This is a genomic window from Halegenticoccus tardaugens, assembly GCF_004116405.1.
Taxonomy (GTDB): Archaea; Halobacteriota; Halobacteria; order Halobacteriales; family Haloferacaceae; genus Halegenticoccus; species Halegenticoccus tardaugens.
The window spans coordinates 415791-433309 of the sequence record NZ_SDIC01000003.1 but is presented as its reverse complement, the minus strand read 5'-3'; the positions used below and the strand labels follow the sequence as shown (position 1 = coordinate 433309).

Genomic DNA, 17519 nt, shown 5'->3' with positions numbered 1-17519 from the left:
AAAAGAACGGTCCGGGACGATCGAGTGCCGGCCCTTATCGCCCCGCTCCGACGACGTTCGGGGATTCTCGGGTGGAGTCGGTCCGTCGGGGACACTGTGTATGTCGTGACTCGACGAGAGGAATGCTGGACGTTAGCAGTGGTGGGGCGAAGAGCGGCCGAGCGCCGCCGCGGACGGTCGCGTCCGTGCCGGGGAGCGCGCGGCCCAATGAGAGCGGCCGCTGATTCGGCGAGCGCGAAAAAAAAAACGGAACCGATTCGATCGAACTCGATGCGGTGGGGTGGACGGGTTCTGCGTGTGGCTTCGTCCGACCGCGTTTACATCGCGCCGCCCATGCCGCCCATGCCGCCCATGCCGCCCATGCCGCCGGCGCCGCCCATCTCCTCGTCGTCGTCGCCCGCGGTGGAGAGGTCGCCGGCCGCGATGATGTCGTCGATCTTGAGGACGAGGTTCGCGGCCTCGGTGGCGGAGGCGATCGCCTGCTCCTTGGCGTGGGCCGGTTCGACGACGCCCGCGTCGAAGGTGTCGACGACGTCGCCCGTGAAGACGTTCAGGCCGGCGCGAACCTCGCCGTCCTCGTGAGCGGCGCGGAGGTCGACGAGCGTGTCGATGCTATCGAGCCCGGCGTTCTCCGCGAGCACGCGCGGGACGAGTTCGAGCGCGTCGGCGAACGCCTCGACCGCGAGCTGCTCGCGGCCGGAGACGGAGTCGGCGTAGTCGCGGAGCCGGGAGGCGAGTTCGACCTCGATCGCGCCGCCGCCGGCGAGGACGCGGCCGTCGGAGACCGTCGTCGCGACGACGTCGAGCGCGTCGTGGATGCCGCGCTCAAGTTCGTCGACGACGTGGTCGGTCGAGCCGCGCAGCAGGAGCGTGACGCCGTGGGCGTCGTCGCCCTCGACGTAGAACAACTCGTCGTCGTCGTCGCGCGAGATCGTGCCGTGGCCGAGGTCGTCGGCCTCGACGCTGTCGAGGTCGGTGACGATGGAGCCGCCGATGACGTTCTTCAGGAACTTCATGTCCGACTTCTTCACCCGGCGCACCGCGAGGATGCCCTCCTTCGCGAGGTAGTGCTGGGCGAGGTCGTCGATGCCCTTCTGACAGAAGACGACGTCGGCGCCGACTTCCTTGATCTGCTCGACCTTCTTTTTCAGCTGTTCTTCCTCCTGGTCGAGGAACTTCTGGAGCTGGTCGGGGCTCTCGATGTTGACCTGCGTGTCCGCGCTCGCCTCCTCGACTTCGATCGACTCGTTGAGGAGGAGGACGTCCGCGTCCTCCGCGTCGAGGGGCATGTTGTCGTGGACCGGGTCCTTGTCGATGACCGCGCCCGCGAGGAGTTCGGACTCGCCGGCGGAGCGGCCGGTCTGCGTCTCGATGTTGACGTTCTCGAGGTCGACGACGTACGAACCGTCGTCGGCTTCGACGGTGACCTGCTGAACCGCGCCGACGACGAGGCTGGCGAGCACGTCCTTGTTGAGTTCCGCGCCCTTGCCGGTCATCGACGTCTCGGCGACCTTCTGCAGGAGCTCCTCGTCCTCGGGGTCGACCTCCTCGGCGATGTCGTCGACCTCCTCGCGCGCCTTCTCGCTCGCGAGGTGGAAGCCCTTGATCACCGCCGTCGGGTGGATGTCCTGTTCGAGGAGGTCCTCGGCGTTCTTCAGGAGCTCGCCCGCGATCGCGACGGCCGTCGTCGTGCCGTCGCCGGCCTCGTCCTCCTGCGTCTCCGCCACCTCGACGATCATCTCGGCCGTCGGGTTGTCGATGTCCATCTCCTTCAGGATGGTGACGCCGTCGTTCGTGATGGTGACGTCGCCCATCGAGTCGACGAGCATCTTGTCCATCCCTTTCGGGCCGAGCGTCGAGCGTACGGCCTCCGCGACGGCGCGGGCAGCGCGGATGTTGTACTCCTGCGCGTCGCGGTCCTTGACGCGCTGGGAATCCTCTCCGAGAATGATCATCGGCTGACCCTGTTGCATTCGCTGGCTCATAGTACACCGGCTGATTGTTTGTGATTCTATATAAATTATTCGGATTCGAACTCGTCTCGCGAACGGCGGCTCGTCGAAAGGGAACGAAGAAAACGGCAGACAGAAGCGGTTCAATCGGACATACGTGGGAATAGTTGGCACGGGGATCCGCGGGTCGAAAGTCGGTTAGCGATCCGCGTTTATATACGACGAGGAATTCGCCGACGCGCACGCTCGTTCCGATCGGCGGAGACGGGTCGGGGGGTCGGGTCGAAGATCGACCGTCGAGCGGGCCGCACGGAACCGCACGCGATGCGCGCCGCCGAACGGCCCCGCGGAGAATCAGTCGTCGAGTTCGTCCGGTTCGACGAGCAACTCCTCGTCGAATTCGTCGAGCCGCGGCGGCTCTTCGTTCCCGTTCAGTGCCCGAACGTCACGCCGAGCGAGGCGGGCTTCGAGTTGCGCTTGCTTGTTGCGGCCCTTCTTCTCTCGGCCAGTTTTCGTGTCAGGCATTGTCACCCAATCGTTGGGCAGCGCCGGTCATGAACGTTTTTGATAGATATACAACAATATCGGCGGCCGCCGCTCGTCGTTCGCGGAGATCGCGGGCGTGGGCGACGCACGGGGTCCTCTGCGGGTCCGTCGACCGCGAGAGAAACGCCGGGACAGGGATTTGAACCCTGGATCCCAGAGGGAACACGCTTTCCAGGCGTGCGCTTTACCACTCAGCCATCCCGGCCCGCCCGGATGTAACCCGGACGGGCGTTTAACTCCTTCCCTTTTCCGCCAGACGGTGCTCCGTCGCGTACGTGAGGCCCGCCGCGATCGCCCCGACGAGCGCGGCGACGCCGAGGCGCGCGAGAAAACCCACGGGAAGGTCGCCGCCGAGGAGGACGTACCCCTGCGCGAACACGAGGAAGGCGAGCGCCCCGACGAGACCCCACAGGAGGCTCGATCGAAGTCGCGGCCGCACTACTCCAGCGACGCGACCGCCTCGATCTCGACGGCGACGCCCTTCGGGAGGTTCGCCACCTCCACCGCGCTGCGGGCCGGCGGTTCCTCGTCGAAGTACGCCGCGTACGTCTCGTTCATCTCCTCGAAGTCCTCGATGTCCCCGAGGAACACCGTGACCTTCAGCACGTCCGCCGCAGACGCGTCCTCCGATTCGAGGATCGCCACCAGGTTGTCGAGCGCCTGCTCGGTCTGGGTCGCGACGCCCGCGTCGGCGAGGAGATCGCCGTCTGGCGTCAGGGGGATCTGCCCCGCGGTGAAGAGGAGCGAGCCGTTCGTCGTCGCCTGGCTGTACGCGCCGACCGCCGCCGGCGCGTCGTCCGTGCTGACGATTCGCTTCATGGGGGCCGATCGAAGGCGGGCGGCTTAAAACCGTCCGTCGACCGCGGGGGCGGACGCGGGGTGCCGCCGCCCACCCCGAGGCGGGCGCGAGCGCCCTCACTTTGATACCCGCGGTTCGCGTTCCCTCACGGCATGGGAGAACGCGACCCCACGGAGACGGCGACTCCGACGGCGGACGAGATCCTGCGACTCGACGACGACCGCTTCGGACCGGAGAGCGTCGCGATCGTCACCGGCGCGGCGTCCGGCATCGGCAGGGCGACCGCGGCCGCGCTCGCGGCCAACGGGCTGACCGTCGTCGGCACCGACGTGGACGAAGCGGGACTGTCGGAGACCGCGGCCCTCGCCGACGACCTCGCGGACGCGCTCGACGCCGGCGGAGCGGTTCGGACGGCGGTCGCGGACCTGACCGACGACGACGCGGTCGAACGGGTCGTCGAGACGGCCGCCGGCGCTGGCGACCTCCGGTACGTGGCGAACATCGCCGGCGTGCAGCACATCGACCCCATCGAGTCGTTCCCGATGGAGACGTACGATACGATGCAGGACGTGATGGTCCGCGCGCCGCTGTTGCTCACGAAACTCGCCCTGCCGCACGTCCGCGCGACGGACGACGGCGTCGGCTGCGTCGGGAACATGTGCTCCATCCACGGGCACGTCGCGACGCAGGACAAGGTCGGGTACATCACCGCCAAGTTCGGCCTCCGCGGGCTCACGCAGTCCATCGCCGCCGAGGGCGAAGGGAAGATCCGCGCGTTCACCGTCTCGACGAGTTACGTGAGCACGCCGCTCGTGACCGGTCAGATCCCGGATACGGCGCGCGAGCGCGACATCACCGAGGAGGCGGTCGTCGAGGACGTGATGCTCGGCGGCTCGCGCGTGAAGGAGATGATGAGACCGATCGAGGTGGCGAACCTCTTCGCGTTCGGCTTCTCGAAGCACGCCCGCCACCTCAACGGCGGCGACCTGCTCTTCGACGGCGGGCACGTCCCGACGTACGAGTGAGCCGTCGGCCGGTCAACGCAGCGACTGCGTGCCTTCGCCGTCGAACAGGGCTATCCAAGGGGCGGAGGGAGAGCGCGGTCGTGAATAGGTCGAGAAATTAGATCCATCCATCGGGCACGTAACAAGGCGCGCAGCGTGGTCTTCGTGAGCCCAGCGAACGAAGGCAGAGATGTCGCAGCCCGCGCAACCGAGCGAGCAGGACCGGCTTCCCGTGGTCGCGGGATATCGAGTGTTCGAGGGCTTTCTTCCCTCTTACTCTGCGTGGAAATGCTGTTGCAATCCTACGAACTAACGTATAAATCACTTCGTGATTCTGCAACAGAACGGTCAGTGTATCAATTCGTGGGCATACATCCCAGCAATTACTAGCGGTCCCAGTGGTGTCGACGAGGCCGTCCGCTGATCGAGTCGCTTCGCCGACGAAGTCAGTCGTCGAGCGCACCGATGTCGATCGAGGCTTCAGTCATCTTCACGAACCGACGCTCGACGATATCACGAGTATCTGAATCGGACTTGTATTCGTCTCGACTGAGACGCTGCTTCCGAGCGAGCACACCGAGGCTCTCCTCGATGGTCTCGACAGCAGTCAGAATCCTGTTGAGGCGGTCCGCTGGAAAGCCGTCAGTCGTCATCCGTCATTCTCCGATTCGCCGGATACAGGCACCCTCGCCTCACCGCTATCAAGATGGGCGTCGATCCTGGCCAGCGCCGCGTCGAGCCGTTCGCGCGGTGACTGCGTCTCGGTGTCAGTCGCCGTTACCTGCTGGCGAAGCTCGGCGGCGTGCTCTTGATCGCCGATGAGAAGCACACCATTCTCGAAGATCGCCTCCGCGAGTGCTGGCGAGGCTGCGTGAAGATCGACGAGATCCACGTCATCCGTCCCGAGTGTGTCACTCAGATCAGCACTCAATCCGAGGAAGGTATCGTTGTAGCTCGGATCAGACGGGCGTTGAGCGTCGAATTCGACCGCGAGATCGATATCGCTTGTTGAATGGGTCGTCTCGGTCGCGTGTGAGCCGAAGAGAATCGCAAGTTGGACCGGATGCTCCCGAAGAACGCCTAGGAGGGCGTCGAGATCAAGGGACGCGTCGACAGCGGTCGACTCAACGGTTCTCATTGCCCGAAATCAGGGTCTCCGGCCATATAAAAACGCAGGTGCTCTTTGTACACTGTTCCTTGTAGATCTCTCATGGATCCTCGCTGGCGTCGACCACGCGTTCTTTGACGTGAATAACCCCGATACGGGTCTCTTCGATCCGGGGAGCGCCGCCGAGAACGCCCTCGGTTTGGACGATACGTCGCATATGCTCACGTTGTGCGCTCGTACGTATTGAGCTACGGACTGCTCCGACGGTTCGCAGGAGAAAAGCTTGCCCGCTTTCCCGGTCATCCCCTCACGTTTCTCGGTATTCTCGCGAGCGGATTCAGACCAGCACGTCGACCTCGTAGCCGTGCTCCCGCAGGGCGGAGAGGAGCTGCTCGACGTGCTCTTCGCCCCGCGTTTCGAGGTCGAGGACGACCTCGGTGTCGCTCATCGCGATGTCCCGCGAGGTTCGGTCGTGCTGGATCGCGTAGATGTTCGCCTGCAGGTCGGCGACGATTTCGAGGAGGTTCTCGAGCGCCCCCGGGCGGTCCCTGAGGATGGTCCGGATCTTCAGGTACCGGCCCGTCTCGACCAGCCCGCGCATGACGACGGTCGTGAGCGTGTTGAGGTCGATGTTGCCGCCGCTGAGCACCGGCACGACGACCTCGCCCTCGTCGTGGTCGAACTTCCGGAAGAGCAGCGCCGCCAGCGCGACGGCGGCCGCGCCCTCGACGAGCGTCTTGCTCCGTTCGAGCAGGTACGTGAGCGCGACGGCCGTCTCCTCGTCGGAGACGGTGACGGCCTCGTCGACCCGCTCGCGGATCACCTCGAACGGCCGCTCGCCGACGCACCGCGTCGCGATCCCGTCGGCGATGGTGTCGACGCTGTCGAGTTCCTGGATCGAACCCTTGTTGAGGGAGTCCGCGACGCTCGACGCGCCCTCGGCCTGAACGCCGACCACCCGGACGCCGTCGTCCCGTTCTTTCAGCGCCGTGGCGATACCCGAGATAAGTCCGCCGCCGCCGATCGGAACGATCACCGTCTCCACCTCCGGACAGTCCTCCAGGATTTCGAGGCCGATCGTCCCCTGTCCGGCCATGACGCGTTCGTCGTCGAACGCGTGGACGTACGTTCGCCCCTCCTCGCGTTCGATCTCGCGGGCTTTCGACTGCGCCTCGTTGTAGTCGATCCCGTGGAGGACCACCTCGCCGCCGTACCGCCGGGTCGCCTTGATTTTCGAGGTCGGAGCGTACTTCGGCATCACGATCTTTGACTCCACGCCGGCGCGCGTGGCCGCGAGCGCGACGCCCTGCGCGTGGTTGCCGGCGCTGGCCGTCACGACCCCGGCTTCCTTCTCCGCCGCCGAGAGCGTGGTGATGCGATTCATCGCGCCGCGGATCTTGAACGACCCCGTGCGCTGAAAGTTCTCTAGTTTGAGGTGGACCGACGCCCCCGACAACTCCGAGAAGGTGTGCGAGTACTCCAACGGCGTCCGCCGCGCCACCTCCTCGACGCGATCCCGCGCGTCCAGAACGTCCGAAAGCGAGAGCATACGTGAGATACCTGTCGGTGATTGTTAATCGTTGTTTTCCGAGGTTCTCAGGAAAGGGGGGAATGCACGCGCGTGACGCGCACTCGAACCTATGCACCCCCGCATATATAAACATCTGGCACGCGGAGTGAAAGTGAAACCGCGAGACAGCGGCCCGGTGATTCGCGCGTCAGACGCACGTCGGCCGTCCGTCGTCCATATCAATCTATCGGCTGTACGGTCGCGCCGGCGTCGGCGACGTGTCGCTCGACCCGCTCGGCGAGCGGTCCGGAGCCGGGCCACTCGACCGAGGCGGCGACGCCGAGCCGTTCCGGGTCGCCGACGTACGCGGCGACCGCGTCCGGCGCTCCCTCGTCGGGCGCCCCGCCGTCGGCCCACGGGATCTCGACGCGCGCGTACAGGCCGCGGTCGACGCCCTCGTAGGCGTCGATCGCGTCGATCTCCTCGGTTCTGAGGATCCGTCCCGCGACCTCGCCGCCGGGCGCGAGCGTCGGATACCGTCCCTCGACGGGGTGGAAACCCCGGAGGAGGGCGGGGCCGACGAACACGTACGAGTCGACGAGCGCGGCGACTCGCGTCGGGTCCGTCAGCGTACCGTAGACGAACACGTCCATGGTCCGAGGACGGGCGCGAGCGACAAGACCCTCTCGGCGGTGCGGCCCATCGCGCCGTCGCGATCGTTTCGTCGGGCGATCAGCGTTCGACGGGGACCGCGACCGTCGACTGGACCCACGCCCGGTCGTTGTCCGCGTCGACGATGAACGCGATGACGTCGTTTCCGCTCACATACTCCGTGTACGTGGCCGTGATGTTCGGTGAACTTCCCTTCCGTGTGTCTTCCATTTCGTGTGCCTCTGAGTTGTCGGTTCGGCGGCGCGTCGCCGCCGTTCGATTCACGGCGCGTTCCAGCGATCCCTACAGGCCTGCGAGCAGAACAGGCGGATCCTGATTTCGCCGTCGGCTCCGAAGTCGGCCGCGATCGGGTGCCGATTCGACGCGTCTATCGCCGCCCCGCACGTCGCACACCCGTCGTCCGCGTCGGTGTCGTCCGTCTTCGAGGGCGTCACGTCTTTCACCGTTTCGATCGCCGTTTCTCGGTCGGTACCTGTATCGGCGGCCGGCGGTCATTCGCGCGTCGGTTCCCCGGTGGTGCGCGCGGACTCGTCGTCCCTGCGGCGGACTGCGACGGAGCCCCACCCGAAGACGGTCACGTCGTACTCGGCGACGGAGAACTCCAGACGGCCGTCGAGCAGCGTCGATCCACGGTCCGACGCGCGGAAGAGCCGATCCAGCGCGTCGGCGTCGACGGCGTCGTAGAGCAGGGGGTCGAGAGCGGTCGGATCGACCCCTTCCACCTCGGCGATCGCCGCGATCACCGCGAAGCTCGCCGAATCGCCCGGAACGCCCCACTCGGTGGTCGCACGCTTCGAAGCCATGCCACTCGATGCGCGATACGCGGTACGGGGCCATGAGCGTGCCAGCTAGCATGAGAGCCGCCGGGGTAGCCGGGGGGCTACGATGGAAGGGATCGACGGCGCGGCCGTCGATCAGTCCTCGTCGTACAGTAGGTCGAGGAGCTTCCGCAACGCCGCGCGGAGGTGACCGTTGAACGTGGGCTGTGCGATGCCGAGTCGCCCGGCGAGGTCCCCGCCGGTAACCAGTCGCGGCGTCTCGAAGAACCCGCTGAAGTACGCCGTTCGCAGCACCTCCCGCTGTCGGTCGGTGAGTCGCTCGTCGAACCGCGTTTCGAACCCGCGGGAAGCGTGGCCCGACGCGGAGCGCTCGCGGCGGGCGAGGAGTTCCGACTCGGCGTACCTCGACCGAAGCTCACCGGCGAGCAGGCGGACGTCGGCGTCCCGCGGCAGCGTGACGGTGACCCGACCCTCGCCGTCGGCCGCGGAGAACGCCTCGGGCACCGTCCCCCGATCGAGCAGCACGGCGAGCAGGTTCGACTCGTCGAGGAGACACTCGAAGAGGCCTTCGTCGCCGCGCTCGGAGACGAGGGCGACGTCTCTCACGTCGAGCGTCCCGCGGGCGAACGAGACGACGTCGGCCGAGGACGCGCCGACGACGGTGAAGAACGCCCGAACGCGCCCGTCGGCAGCCGGGACGAGGCTCACGAGATCGAAGTCGGCGTCCAGTTCCGACGTCAGCCCGAGAAACGACACGGCCGGATCGCGGATACGAAACTCGATCTCGACGACGCTGTCGCGGATCAGCGCCCGCTTACTCTCCAGCGCGTCGATCGAGTGGGCGATCGTCTCGCTCAGTTCGTGGAGCACCTCGCGCTCCAGGTCGTCGAAGCCGCCGGGGCGGTCCGCGTACACCGCCAACACGCCGTAGAGCGTGTCGCGGTACAGGATCGGCAGCGCGATCATCGATCGGTACCCGCGCCGGAGCGCCTCGCGTCGCCACGGCTCGAACGGCGGGTCGGCGAGCACGTCGTCGACGACCTGCGGCCGACGCGAATCGATCGCGGCCGCGACCGGATCCCCCCGCGGGTCGTCGTCGGCCGTCGGCCGGATCCGATCCAGATACCCCCCTTCAGCGCCGGCCCAGTGCGTCGGCGTGACGGCGTCCGAGACGGGATCGAACTCGCCGATCCACGCGAAGACGTACGGTCCAGCGGTCGAAAGGCGGGTGCAGACCGCGCGTTCGATCTCGCGGCGGGACGCGGCGTCCACGAGCGACTCGTGAATCTGTCGGATGACGGTGTTGACGCGGTTCAGCCGTTCGAGCGACCGGTTCTGTCGCTGCAACAGCGCCTCGCGTTCGACGAGCTGCTGCTCTCTCGTCGTCCGGTCGAGCGCGGCCTCGGCGTTCGCCGCGAGGATCTTCGCGAAGGCCGGCTCGGTGTGGGCGGCGAGCAGGTCGGCGAGCGTCGCGTCGTCGCTCGGCGCGTCGTCGCTCCCGACGACGAAGACGCCGTGTCTGCCGAGCGGCAGGATCGCCACGCCGGACGCCGGACGGTCGGACGGGTCCGACGTCGGAAGTTCCGAGAAGACGCACAGTCGGTCTTCGACGTACGCACGCCAGGCGAGATCGGCCTCGGGGTCGAAGAGGAGCGCGTCGTCGAGCGCCGCGTCCGCCCCCGGCGAACGGGCGCGCGTCCGGAGCGCCCCGCTCGATTCGTCGTACAGCGCGATCGCGGCGATCGGGAGGCCGAGCGCCGTTCGGGAGGTTTCGACCGCGAGATCGCAGACGTTCTGCGGGCGCTGGGCGTCCAAGAGCGCGCCGGACGTCTCCGACAGCGCCTCCAGTTGCTCCTCGCGGCGGCGGCGGCGCGCGTCCCGATCGACGCGGTCCAGCGCCGTCTCGATCGTCGCCGCGAGAAGTTCCACGAGCCGCCGACGTCGACGGTCGAACGCCTCCCGCTCCTCGGAGACGACGACGAACACGCCGCGATCGCCCAGCGGGTGCCAGATACCGCTTCTGACCGGCGTGTCGCGGCGGTACGCACGAGTGGACTCCCGAACGTCGTCGACGGTCACGGTCCGCCCCCGACGAAGCGCCTCCCAGGATATCGCGGGGTCGTCGGGTCCGATCACCGGCTCCTCCCCGAGGAGGTCGACCACGTAGGTCGAGCACGCGCCGGGACGCAGCGATCCGTCGTCGTCGAGAAGGAGGACCGCGGCACCGGGAAGGTCGAGGAGCGCCACGGCGGTGTCGACGGCGCGTTCGCACACGTCGTCCGCCGAGTCCGTCTGAAGCAGATCGCGGGTCGCCCCGTTGAGGGCGGCGAGCGTCCCCTCGAACCATCGGCGTTCGGTGACGTCTCTCACGACGCCGACCCGTCCGTACCGGTCACCTCCGAGCGAGAACGACGCCAGGCGCGCCTCGATCGGGACGGTCGTTCCCTCGACGGTGGGGAGGTCCGCCTCGAACGTCACGACCTCGCGGTCGGTTCCCAACCGTTCCCGGATGCGCTCGGCTTCGACGCCGACTTCCGCGCCCGTCACGTCGGCCGCGGCCTTTCCGATCAGCTCCTCGCGATCGTAACCCGTCATCGAGGCGTACGCGTCGTTGACGAGCACGAACCGAGACGCGTCGTCCAGCGCGTAGATCCCGTCTGAGACCGCGTTGACCGTCGTCTCGTACCGTTCGAGCTCCCGCTCGCGTCGACGCTCGAGCTCTCGTTGGTACCGCTTGTGTCGGGTGATCTCCTCCCCCGCGACGACGATGCGTTCGAGGTTCCCGTCGGCGTCCCGCACGCCCGCGGCGTCGACAAGGAACCACAGTCGGTCCCCGTCGGGCGACTCGAACGCGATCTCCTGACCGAACACCGGCTCGCCGGTCGCGCGGACCCGTTCGACGGGGAACTCGTTCGGCGAGAGCGGCTCGCCGTCTCGGTCGAACACCCGCCAGTACTCGATCGGAGGGCGTTCGACGAACTCCGCTTCCGTGAGTCCGAACAGTTCCTGCACGCGTCGGTTCGCCCGCACGATCGCGCCGTCAGCGTCGTGGACGGTCAGCGGAACCGGCACCGTCTCCAGCAGGCGGTCCGTGAGCTCGCGTTCGCGGCGGATCTCGCGCTCCCGGCGACGTCGGTGGGAGACGTCGCGGACCACGCCGACGCTCCCCTCGAACCCCTCGTCGGACAGGAGCAGACGAAGCCTGAGTTCGCACGGGATCGTCTCCCCGGACGCCGTCCGAACGTCGAGTTCGATCGGCCCGGACGCCGTCTCCCCGGCCGCGAGCAGTTCGCGGATCGTGCCTCGCACGCGATCGACGTCCGCGGCGTCGATGAGCACCGAGGCGGGCGCGCCGATGAGCTCGTCCCGATCGTAGCCGGTGATCGCGGCGATGACGTCGTTCACCACGACGAACCGCCCGTCAGAGTCCAACTGGTAGATCCCGTCGCTCGCGGCGTCGACGAGCGCGCGGTACCGTTCGAGTTCCCGCGCCTCGTCCGACCGCCGGGTGACGTCCCTGACGAGCACGACGCATCCGAGCGACGAGCCGTCGTCGTCGCGCTCCGCGCGAAGCGCGACGCGCGCTCGGAACCGCGTTCCGTCCTTCCGGTGCAACCAGACCTCCCGTTCGAGCGGTTCCTCGGCCGCGTCGCGGTCGAGATCCGCCAGAATCGCGTCCCGTTCGGCGTCCGACGGGAAGAGCGACGGGAGCTGATCGCCGACCACCTCCTCGTCGCGGTAGCCGACGAGCAACTCTGCGCTCGGGTTCCACGACGCGACGTTCCCCTCCCGGTCGAGCGTGAAGACGGCGTATCCGTCGGCGCTCTCGACGAGCGCGCGGAACTGGTTTTCGACCGACCGCGGGGACGAATACATAAACGATCCGAGATTGGACCCCGACGGGGATAGCCTCGGCGGTTGTTAAATTTTATACGCTAAATAATACGAAAATCCGCGAAAATCGCGCGGACGAGACGTGCGTCCGGCGTCTCACGTGGGAGACCGCCGCCCGAGGATCGACTCGGCGGTCGCGAGGACGAGATACGCACCCGTCGCGCCGACGACGAGCGAGACGCCGCCCCGGACCAGCGCCGCGGGGAGTAGCCGATACGCGAGCAGCGCGACGGCGTTGAAGCCGACGATTCGACCGAGCGTCGGTCCGAGGGGGACCGACCAGATCTCGGGGTCGGTCGCTTCGATCGCGGAGAAGGCGCGTCGGAGTGCCGAGACGACGAGCAGCAGCACGGCTCCGCCGAGGACGAGCGGATCGACGTCCAGCGCAATCGACGCCGCGTAGGCGAACCACGCGTGCGCGGCGAGCGACACCGCCGCCGCGAGGACGGCGAACGCTCCGAGAGCGATGCGCCCCATGATCGAAGGGACGCCCTCGGTGGACGTAAATGTGCGAACGCGTCGCAAGCGGTGAGAGATCTCTCGGGAGAGAACGGCAGACGATACGATCCTTACCGGTCGTCGATCGGAACGAACGTTCGATCCTCGTCGCCGACGTACCGCGCCCGCGGGCGGATCAACCGGTTGTCCTCGTACTGTTCGAGCGCGTGGGCGATCCAGCCGCCGACCCGGGAGAGTGCGAAGATGGGCGTGTAGACGTCGACGGGGATCCCCATCTGGTAGTACGTGGAGGCGGAGTAGAAGTCGACGTTCGGCGCGAGTCCCTTCTCCTCGCCGATGTACTTCTCGATGGCGACGGAGTAGTCGTACCACTTCATGTCGCCCGCGGCCTCGCCGAGCTCCTCCGACTTCTCGCCGAGGATCTTCGCGCGGGGATCCTTGACGTTGTAGACGCGGTGACCGAATCCGGGGACGCGACGGCCCTCCGAGAGCGCGTCAGTCACCCACTCGACGGCCTCCTTGTCGCTCTCGTCGATTTCCTTCAACATCCGCATGACGTTCTGGTTCGCGCCGCCGTGGAGCGAGCCGCCGAGGGTACCGACCGCGCTCGTGACGGCGCTGTGGAGGTCGGAGAGCGTGGAGGCGGTGACCATCGCGGAGAACGTCGAGGCGTTCAGCCCGTGGTCGGCGTGGAGCACGAGCGCCATGTCGAATGTCTCGGCGAGCACGTCGTCCGGCTCCTCGCCGTTGAGCATGTAGAGGAAGTTCGCGGCGTGGCCCAGGTCGTCCCGCGGGGAGACCGGCTCCTCGCCGTTCCGGACGCGGTTGAACGCGGCCAGCGCGGTGGGGATCTTAGCGGTGATGCGGCGGCCCTTGCGGACGTTCGCCTCGCGGTCCGCGACGCGGTCCGCGTCGAAACCGGACTCGTCGTCGTACGCGGACATGTTGGAGACGACCGTTCGCAGCGCGGCCATCGGGTTCTCGCCGGCCTCGGCGAGTTCGCGGACGACGTCGAGGAGGCGGTCGTCGAGCGCGCGCTCCGGGACCATCGACGCCTCGAACTCGTCGAGTTCGTCGCGGGTGGGCAACTCGCCGTGCCACAGCAGGTACAACACCTCCTCGTAGCTCGCCCCGCGCGCGAGGTCCTCGATGGCGTACCCGCGGTAGATCAGCCGGCCCGCGTCGCCGTCGATGTGGCTGAGTTCGGACTCGGTGACAAGCACGCCTTCCAGCCCCCGCTTAACGTCGTCTGCCATACGTGGTCAGTTCCAGACCCTCTCAAAAAAGCGTTATCGTTCGACCTTTTGCGCTGCGGGGTGGCTTCGCCACCCCTCGGCAAAAGCTCGACCAAAAGCCTCCTCCTTCACTCCGGGGCGGCGGAGCCGTCCCTCCGTTCAGTCGTCGGCCGAAAATCGCGAAGCGATTTTCGTACAGTAGAATCCCGCTACGAGGGTGGCTTGCAAGCGCCGGGAGAGATCGCCGTAAAGGAGAGGTCACGGACTCCAGCCGGCTGCTGCTGTGTGCGAGTTTTTGTACCGCGAGTGAACGACCGAAGGGAGTGAACGAGCGGACCGAGGAGCGACCGGAGGGAGCGACGAGGATTTTGATCGACCTTTTGCCGAGGGGTGGCTTCGCCACCCCGCAGCGCAAAAGGTCGGTGGGAAGCGCTTTTCCCATCCCGGGCGAAACTGCGCGGTATGGACCCCGGGGACGTGGCGTACGAGCCGGTCAGCGTCAAGGAGGTTCTCGCGGAGATGAAAGACACCGCCGAACTCCTCATCGACCTCTCCTACTCGGCCGTGCTGCACGGCAGCGACGACATCGCCGAAGAGGTGCTGGCGCTCGAAGAACGGATGGAGATCCTCCAGCTCCGCGCGCGGATGAGCCTCCTCATGGCCGCGCGGACGCCCGACGACGCGGAGGCGCTCGCGCCGGTCCTCGGCGTCGTCGGGGCCGCCCAGAAGATCAGCGACGCCGCCGGCGACATCGCGAAGATCGTCCTCGAAGACATCGGCCTCCCCGACGCGATGCGCGCGGCGCTCCCGGAGGCCGTCGAGACGCTCGTCCGCGGGGCGGTCGATCCGGCGTCGCCGTACGCCGGCCGATCCCTCGAAGAGATCAACATGGAGACGGAGACGGGCGTCCGCGTCATCGCCATCCGACGGGCGGGCGATTGGATCACGAACCCGGACCACGAGACGACGCTGGAGGCGAACGACGTCGTCCTCCTGCGCGGCCTCGAAGAGGGGCTCGCGACCGTGTACGAGACCGCGACCGGCGCGCCGTACGAGCCGCCGAGGGCACCCGAGCCGGCCATCGACGACCTCGAACGCGCCGTCGACTCCATCGTGCTGATGAAGAACATCAGCGAACTCGCGGTCGACCTCGCCTACGGCGCGGTGCTGTTCGACAGCGAAGGCGTCGCCGAGGAGGTGAGCGAACTCGAAGCGGAGATGGACGCGCTCGAATCGCGGTTCGAGGCGTGGACGCTCCGCGCGGCGAGCCGCGTCGAGGATCCGATCTCGCTCCGCGGGCTGATGCACCTCGCGCACGCGACGGAGGTGATAAGCGACGCGGCGCTCGAGATCAGCGAGGGCGTCCTCCGGGGGCTGGACACCCACCCCGTCGTCGCCGCCGCGGTCGAGGAGAGCGACGAGATCATCGTCCGGCTGACCGTCGCGCCGGGGAGCGCGCTGGCGGACGCGACGCTCGGCGACCGGATGGTGAAGACGGAAACCGGCATGCGGGTCATCGCGGTCCGTCGGCCCGAGGGGGCGACGGAAGGCGGCGGCGAGTGGGTCGTTTCGCCCGGCCCGCGGACGGAGCTTCACGCGGGAGACGTCCTCCTCGCGAAGGGGACGCGCGCCGCGGCCGAGCGGCTCGGCGATCTGGCCGGCGACCCCCAGGAGTACGACGAGTAGGGGACGCCGCGGGTCGGCGTGGCGAGTCGCCTCCCCCCGCGACGATCGACCGCGCTCACAACTCCCGAGCGAGTCGATAGATCGAGACGACCGTCAGCGCCGCCGCGACGAGCATCGCGCTCGTCGTCGCGAGGACGAACGCGAGGAGGAGGAACCACACGCCGGGACCGAAGAAGAAGAACTCCTGCGTGCCCGGAAACGGACCGATCACCTCGAACACCCGGAAGAGGTACGCCGAGACGGCCACGAGGAGACCGACCGCCGCGCCGATCTTCGCGTTTCGGCGGACGGACAGCGCGTCGAGCAGTCCTCGGGCCGGCGGGCGCTCCGGAACGTCGTCGCTCACGGGTGGAGATCGGAGCGGGGGATCAAATTTTCATCGTTGTCGCGCGCGCGTCACGCCGAAGGCGACGGGCGTCACGCGTACGCGTCGAACTCCTCGCCGAAGACGAGGAAGTAGGCCGTGCCGATCACCCCGACGGCGGTCGCGACGCCGAACGCGAGCGTCGGCGAGGCGTCGTAGAGGAGACCGCCGACGGCCGCGCTCGGGATGACGATCGCGTTCCGCACGAGGTAGTACGAGCCGACGACCCGACCGCCCTCGTTTCGCTCGGCCGGTCCGACGATGAGCGCCTTGTGCGCCGGCAGGCCCGCGAACCGGAGGCCGGAGAAGGCGAACAGCGCCGCGAGGACGGCGGCGTTCGGCGGTGACGCGATGAGCAGCGCCGGAAACGCGGCGTAGACGGCGAACCCGAGCGCGACGACGGGTTTCAGGCCGACGCGCTCGGCGAGCTTCGCCACCGGAACCATCACTAAAAGCGCGACGGCCATCTCCAGCGCGAGCAGGACGCCGAAGTACGAGTCCGGATTGAGATTCCCGACGGCCGGGAGTGCGACGCCGACGGAGAGGAAGTCGACGACGACGATGACGAAGAAGGCGTACACCATCCCGTTGGCGAAGCGGACGAGCGTGTCGCCGACGAGCAGCGGGCGCAGCGGCCGCGGCAGTTCGCGGAGGTCGGAGAGGAGCGCCCCGACGCCGGCGAACGACTTCCCAAGCGAGTCCTCCGACGCGTCGTAGAGGACGTGCTGTGCGACGGTAGCGACGAGACCGAAGCCGGCGGCCGCGAGCAGGACGTACCTGAATCCCGTCTCGAAGGCGAACGACGCCAAGAGCGCCGCCGCGAGGAGCGGGCCGAGGAGGAACGCCGTCCGGCGGAACGTCTCGGTACTGGCGAAGCCGGTCGCGAGGCGCTCCGGCGGGACGCTCTGTTTTACGATCGCGAACGTCGCGCCGAGCCCGAACGACTTCCACGCCTGCGAGAGGAACAGTCCGAGGAAGACGCCGACGGGGAGGACGATCGGGTCGAGGCGGAGCGGACCGGCCGACGGCGCCGGAACGGTGAGGATTCCGAACGCCTCGGCGAAGAACCAGAGCACGAACCCGAGCGTGGAGGCGAGGCCGAACAGCGTGAGCGCGACGCGCGAACCGATCCGATCCGACAGCGCGCCGCCGGGGTACGGGTAGACGGCGCTGATGAGGTTCCCCACGGTCCCGTAGAGCCCGATGGCGACCGGCCCCGCCCCGAGCACGCTCATGTACCGCGGCATGTAGCGGCCGGTCATCTGAAAGCCGAGGCTGAACGCGAACATCGCAACCGACAGGACGAGCACGTCGCCGCGGAGCGCGAAGAACTGTCGGAACGCCGTCAACGCACCGACGTCCCGTTTCTGCATGTGAGTGGTGTTTCAGCCGTCGATCAAAACAGTTCGGGTACGGAGATGTTATGTTGTCCAATATTTATTGTATTCGATTAAATTCTGTATTGAATGATTTATTTAAATAAATTAATTTTCACCTGCGGAGAGTATCCG

General features: G+C 67.4%; 18 protein-coding genes and 1 tRNA gene. 2 read left to right on the top strand and 17 right to left on the bottom strand.

Features of this window, described 5'->3' with window-relative positions:
- Positions 1 to 317: 317 nt before the first annotated feature.
- The 5 genes from thsB to C3L37_RS09820 form a co-directional block, all read right to left on the bottom strand.
- On the bottom strand, positions 318 to 1955 hold the full coding sequence (thsB, locus tag C3L37_RS09835; RefSeq protein WP_228546205.1) for a thermosome subunit beta: 1638 nt from the start codon (positions 1953 to 1955) through the stop codon (positions 318 to 320).
- Positions 1956 to 2306: 351 nt separating this feature from the next.
- Positions 2307 to 2477: a hypothetical protein gene (locus C3L37_RS24320; RefSeq protein WP_164974729.1), complete on the bottom strand. Its 171-nt coding sequence runs from the start codon at positions 2475 to 2477 to the stop codon at positions 2307 to 2309.
- A gap of 145 nt (positions 2478 to 2622) precedes the next feature.
- A tRNA-Ser gene (locus C3L37_RS09830) sits at positions 2623 to 2703 on the bottom strand.
- Positions 2704 to 2730: 27 nt separating this feature from the next.
- A complete protein-coding gene (locus C3L37_RS09825; RefSeq protein WP_129114431.1) occupies positions 2731 to 2937 on the bottom strand; it encodes a hypothetical protein in 207 nt (68 codons plus the stop codon).
- Positions 2937 to 3317: a Rid family detoxifying hydrolase gene (locus tag C3L37_RS09820; RefSeq protein WP_129114430.1), complete on the bottom strand. Its 381-nt coding sequence runs from the start codon at positions 3315 to 3317 to the stop codon at positions 2937 to 2939. Before C3L37_RS09820 ends, C3L37_RS09825 begins: the two co-directional genes overlap by 1 nt.
- Before the next feature lie 132 nt (positions 3318 to 3449).
- Between C3L37_RS09820 and C3L37_RS09815 the strand changes: the two genes are divergently transcribed.
- Positions 3450 to 4322 carry an SDR family oxidoreductase gene (locus C3L37_RS09815; protein ID WP_129114429.1) on the top strand — a complete coding sequence of 291 codons (873 nt, stop codon included), beginning with the start codon at positions 3450 to 3452 and terminating at the stop codon, positions 4320 to 4322.
- 425 nt (positions 4323 to 4747) lie between these two features.
- Here the strand turns inward: C3L37_RS09815 and C3L37_RS09810 are convergent, their stop codons facing one another.
- From C3L37_RS09810 to citZ, 10 genes are all read right to left on the bottom strand, one after another.
- Positions 4748 to 4954, bottom strand: coding sequence for a DUF86 domain-containing protein (locus C3L37_RS09810; protein ID WP_228546189.1), 207 nt, complete (start codon positions 4952 to 4954; stop codon positions 4748 to 4750).
- Positions 4951 to 5439: a type VII toxin-antitoxin system MntA family adenylyltransferase antitoxin gene (gene mntA, locus C3L37_RS09805; RefSeq protein ID WP_129114428.1), complete on the bottom strand. Its 489-nt coding sequence runs from the start codon at positions 5437 to 5439 to the stop codon at positions 4951 to 4953. Before mntA ends, C3L37_RS09810 begins: the two co-directional genes overlap by 4 nt.
- A 307-nt stretch (positions 5440 to 5746) precedes the next feature.
- Positions 5747 to 6958: a threonine ammonia-lyase gene (gene ilvA, locus C3L37_RS09795; protein ID WP_129114426.1), complete on the bottom strand. Its 1212-nt coding sequence runs from the start codon at positions 6956 to 6958 to the stop codon at positions 5747 to 5749.
- Positions 6959 to 7158: 200 nt separating this feature from the next.
- Complete coding sequence (locus C3L37_RS09790) at positions 7159 to 7572, bottom strand: gamma-glutamylcyclotransferase family protein (RefSeq protein ID WP_129114425.1); 414 nt, start codon at positions 7570 to 7572, stop codon at positions 7159 to 7161.
- A gap of 79 nt (positions 7573 to 7651) precedes the next feature.
- Entirely contained in the window at positions 7652 to 7801 is a 150-nt protein-coding gene (locus tag C3L37_RS24315) for a hypothetical protein (protein WP_164974728.1), read from the bottom strand.
- Between the two features lie 50 nt (positions 7802 to 7851).
- Positions 7852 to 8034 (bottom strand): DUF7576 family protein, encoded by a 183-nt coding sequence (locus C3L37_RS09785; RefSeq protein WP_129114424.1) that lies wholly within the window; start codon positions 8032 to 8034, stop codon positions 7852 to 7854.
- A gap of 48 nt (positions 8035 to 8082) precedes the next feature.
- Positions 8083 to 8394 (bottom strand): HalOD1 output domain-containing protein, encoded by a 312-nt coding sequence (locus tag C3L37_RS09780; RefSeq protein WP_129114423.1) that lies wholly within the window; start codon positions 8392 to 8394, stop codon positions 8083 to 8085.
- A gap of 111 nt (positions 8395 to 8505) precedes the next feature.
- Complete coding sequence (locus tag C3L37_RS09775) at positions 8506 to 12246, bottom strand: PAS domain S-box protein (protein WP_129114422.1); 3741 nt, start codon at positions 12244 to 12246, stop codon at positions 8506 to 8508.
- A 114-nt stretch (positions 12247 to 12360) separates the two neighbouring features.
- Positions 12361 to 12741 (bottom strand): hypothetical protein, encoded by a 381-nt coding sequence (locus C3L37_RS09770; RefSeq protein WP_129114421.1) that lies wholly within the window; start codon positions 12739 to 12741, stop codon positions 12361 to 12363.
- A gap of 92 nt (positions 12742 to 12833) precedes the next feature.
- Positions 12834 to 13979 (bottom strand): citrate synthase, encoded by a 1146-nt coding sequence (gene citZ / locus C3L37_RS09765; RefSeq protein WP_129114420.1) that lies wholly within the window; start codon positions 13977 to 13979, stop codon positions 12834 to 12836.
- Positions 13980 to 14420: 441 nt separating this feature from the next.
- Between citZ and C3L37_RS09760 the strand changes: the two genes are divergently transcribed.
- Complete coding sequence (locus tag C3L37_RS09760) at positions 14421 to 15644, top strand: potassium channel family protein (RefSeq protein WP_129114419.1); 1224 nt, start codon at positions 14421 to 14423, stop codon at positions 15642 to 15644.
- A gap of 55 nt (positions 15645 to 15699) precedes the next feature.
- Here the strand turns inward: C3L37_RS09760 and C3L37_RS09755 are convergent, their stop codons facing one another.
- Positions 15700 to 15990: a DUF7536 family protein gene (locus tag C3L37_RS09755; RefSeq protein ID WP_129114418.1), complete on the bottom strand. Its 291-nt coding sequence runs from the start codon at positions 15988 to 15990 to the stop codon at positions 15700 to 15702.
- Positions 15991 to 16061: 71 nt separating this feature from the next.
- Positions 16062 to 17381: an MFS transporter gene (locus C3L37_RS09750; protein ID WP_129114417.1), complete on the bottom strand. Its 1320-nt coding sequence runs from the start codon at positions 17379 to 17381 to the stop codon at positions 16062 to 16064.
- Between the last annotated feature and the right edge of the window lie 138 nt (positions 17382 to 17519).

Bases quoted from the DNA above. Each gene is read 5' to 3' on its own strand.
- thsB (WP_228546205.1), bottom strand. From the start codon at position 1,955: ATGATCATTCTCGGAGAGGATTCCCAGCGCGTCAAGGACCGCGACGCG.
- C3L37_RS24320 (WP_164974729.1), bottom strand. From the start codon at position 2,477: ATGCCTGACACGAAAACTGGCCGAGAGAAGAAGGGCCGCAACAAGCAA.
- C3L37_RS09820 (WP_129114430.1), bottom strand. From the start codon at position 3,317: ATGAAGCGAATCGTCAGCACGGACGACGCGCCGGCGGCGGTCGGCGCG.
- C3L37_RS09815 (WP_129114429.1), top strand. From the start codon at position 3,450: ATGGGAGAACGCGACCCCACGGAGACGGCGACTCCGACGGCGGACGAG.
- C3L37_RS09810 (WP_228546189.1), bottom strand. From the start codon at position 4,954: ATGACGACTGACGGCTTTCCAGCGGACCGCCTCAACAGGATTCTGACT.
- mntA (WP_129114428.1), bottom strand. From the start codon at position 5,439: ATGAGAACCGTTGAGTCGACCGCTGTCGACGCGTCCCTTGATCTCGAC.
- ilvA (WP_129114426.1), bottom strand. From the start codon at position 6,958: ATGCTCTCGCTTTCGGACGTTCTGGACGCGCGGGATCGCGTCGAGGAG.
- C3L37_RS09790 (WP_129114425.1), bottom strand. From the start codon at position 7,572: ATGGACGTGTTCGTCTACGGTACGCTGACGGACCCGACGCGAGTCGCC.
- C3L37_RS24315 (WP_164974728.1), bottom strand. From the start codon at position 7,801: ATGGAAGACACACGGAAGGGAAGTTCACCGAACATCACGGCCACGTAC.
- C3L37_RS09780 (WP_129114423.1), bottom strand. From the start codon at position 8,394: ATGGCTTCGAAGCGTGCGACCACCGAGTGGGGCGTTCCGGGCGATTCG.
- C3L37_RS09775 (WP_129114422.1), bottom strand. From the start codon at position 12,246: ATGTATTCGTCCCCGCGGTCGGTCGAAAACCAGTTCCGCGCGCTCGTC.
- C3L37_RS09770 (WP_129114421.1), bottom strand. From the start codon at position 12,741: ATGGGGCGCATCGCTCTCGGAGCGTTCGCCGTCCTCGCGGCGGCGGTG.
- citZ (WP_129114420.1), bottom strand. From the start codon at position 13,979: ATGGCAGACGACGTTAAGCGGGGGCTGGAAGGCGTGCTTGTCACCGAG.
- C3L37_RS09760 (WP_129114419.1), top strand. From the start codon at position 14,421: ATGGACCCCGGGGACGTGGCGTACGAGCCGGTCAGCGTCAAGGAGGTT.
- C3L37_RS09750 (WP_129114417.1), bottom strand. From the start codon at position 17,381: ATGCAGAAACGGGACGTCGGTGCGTTGACGGCGTTCCGACAGTTCTTC.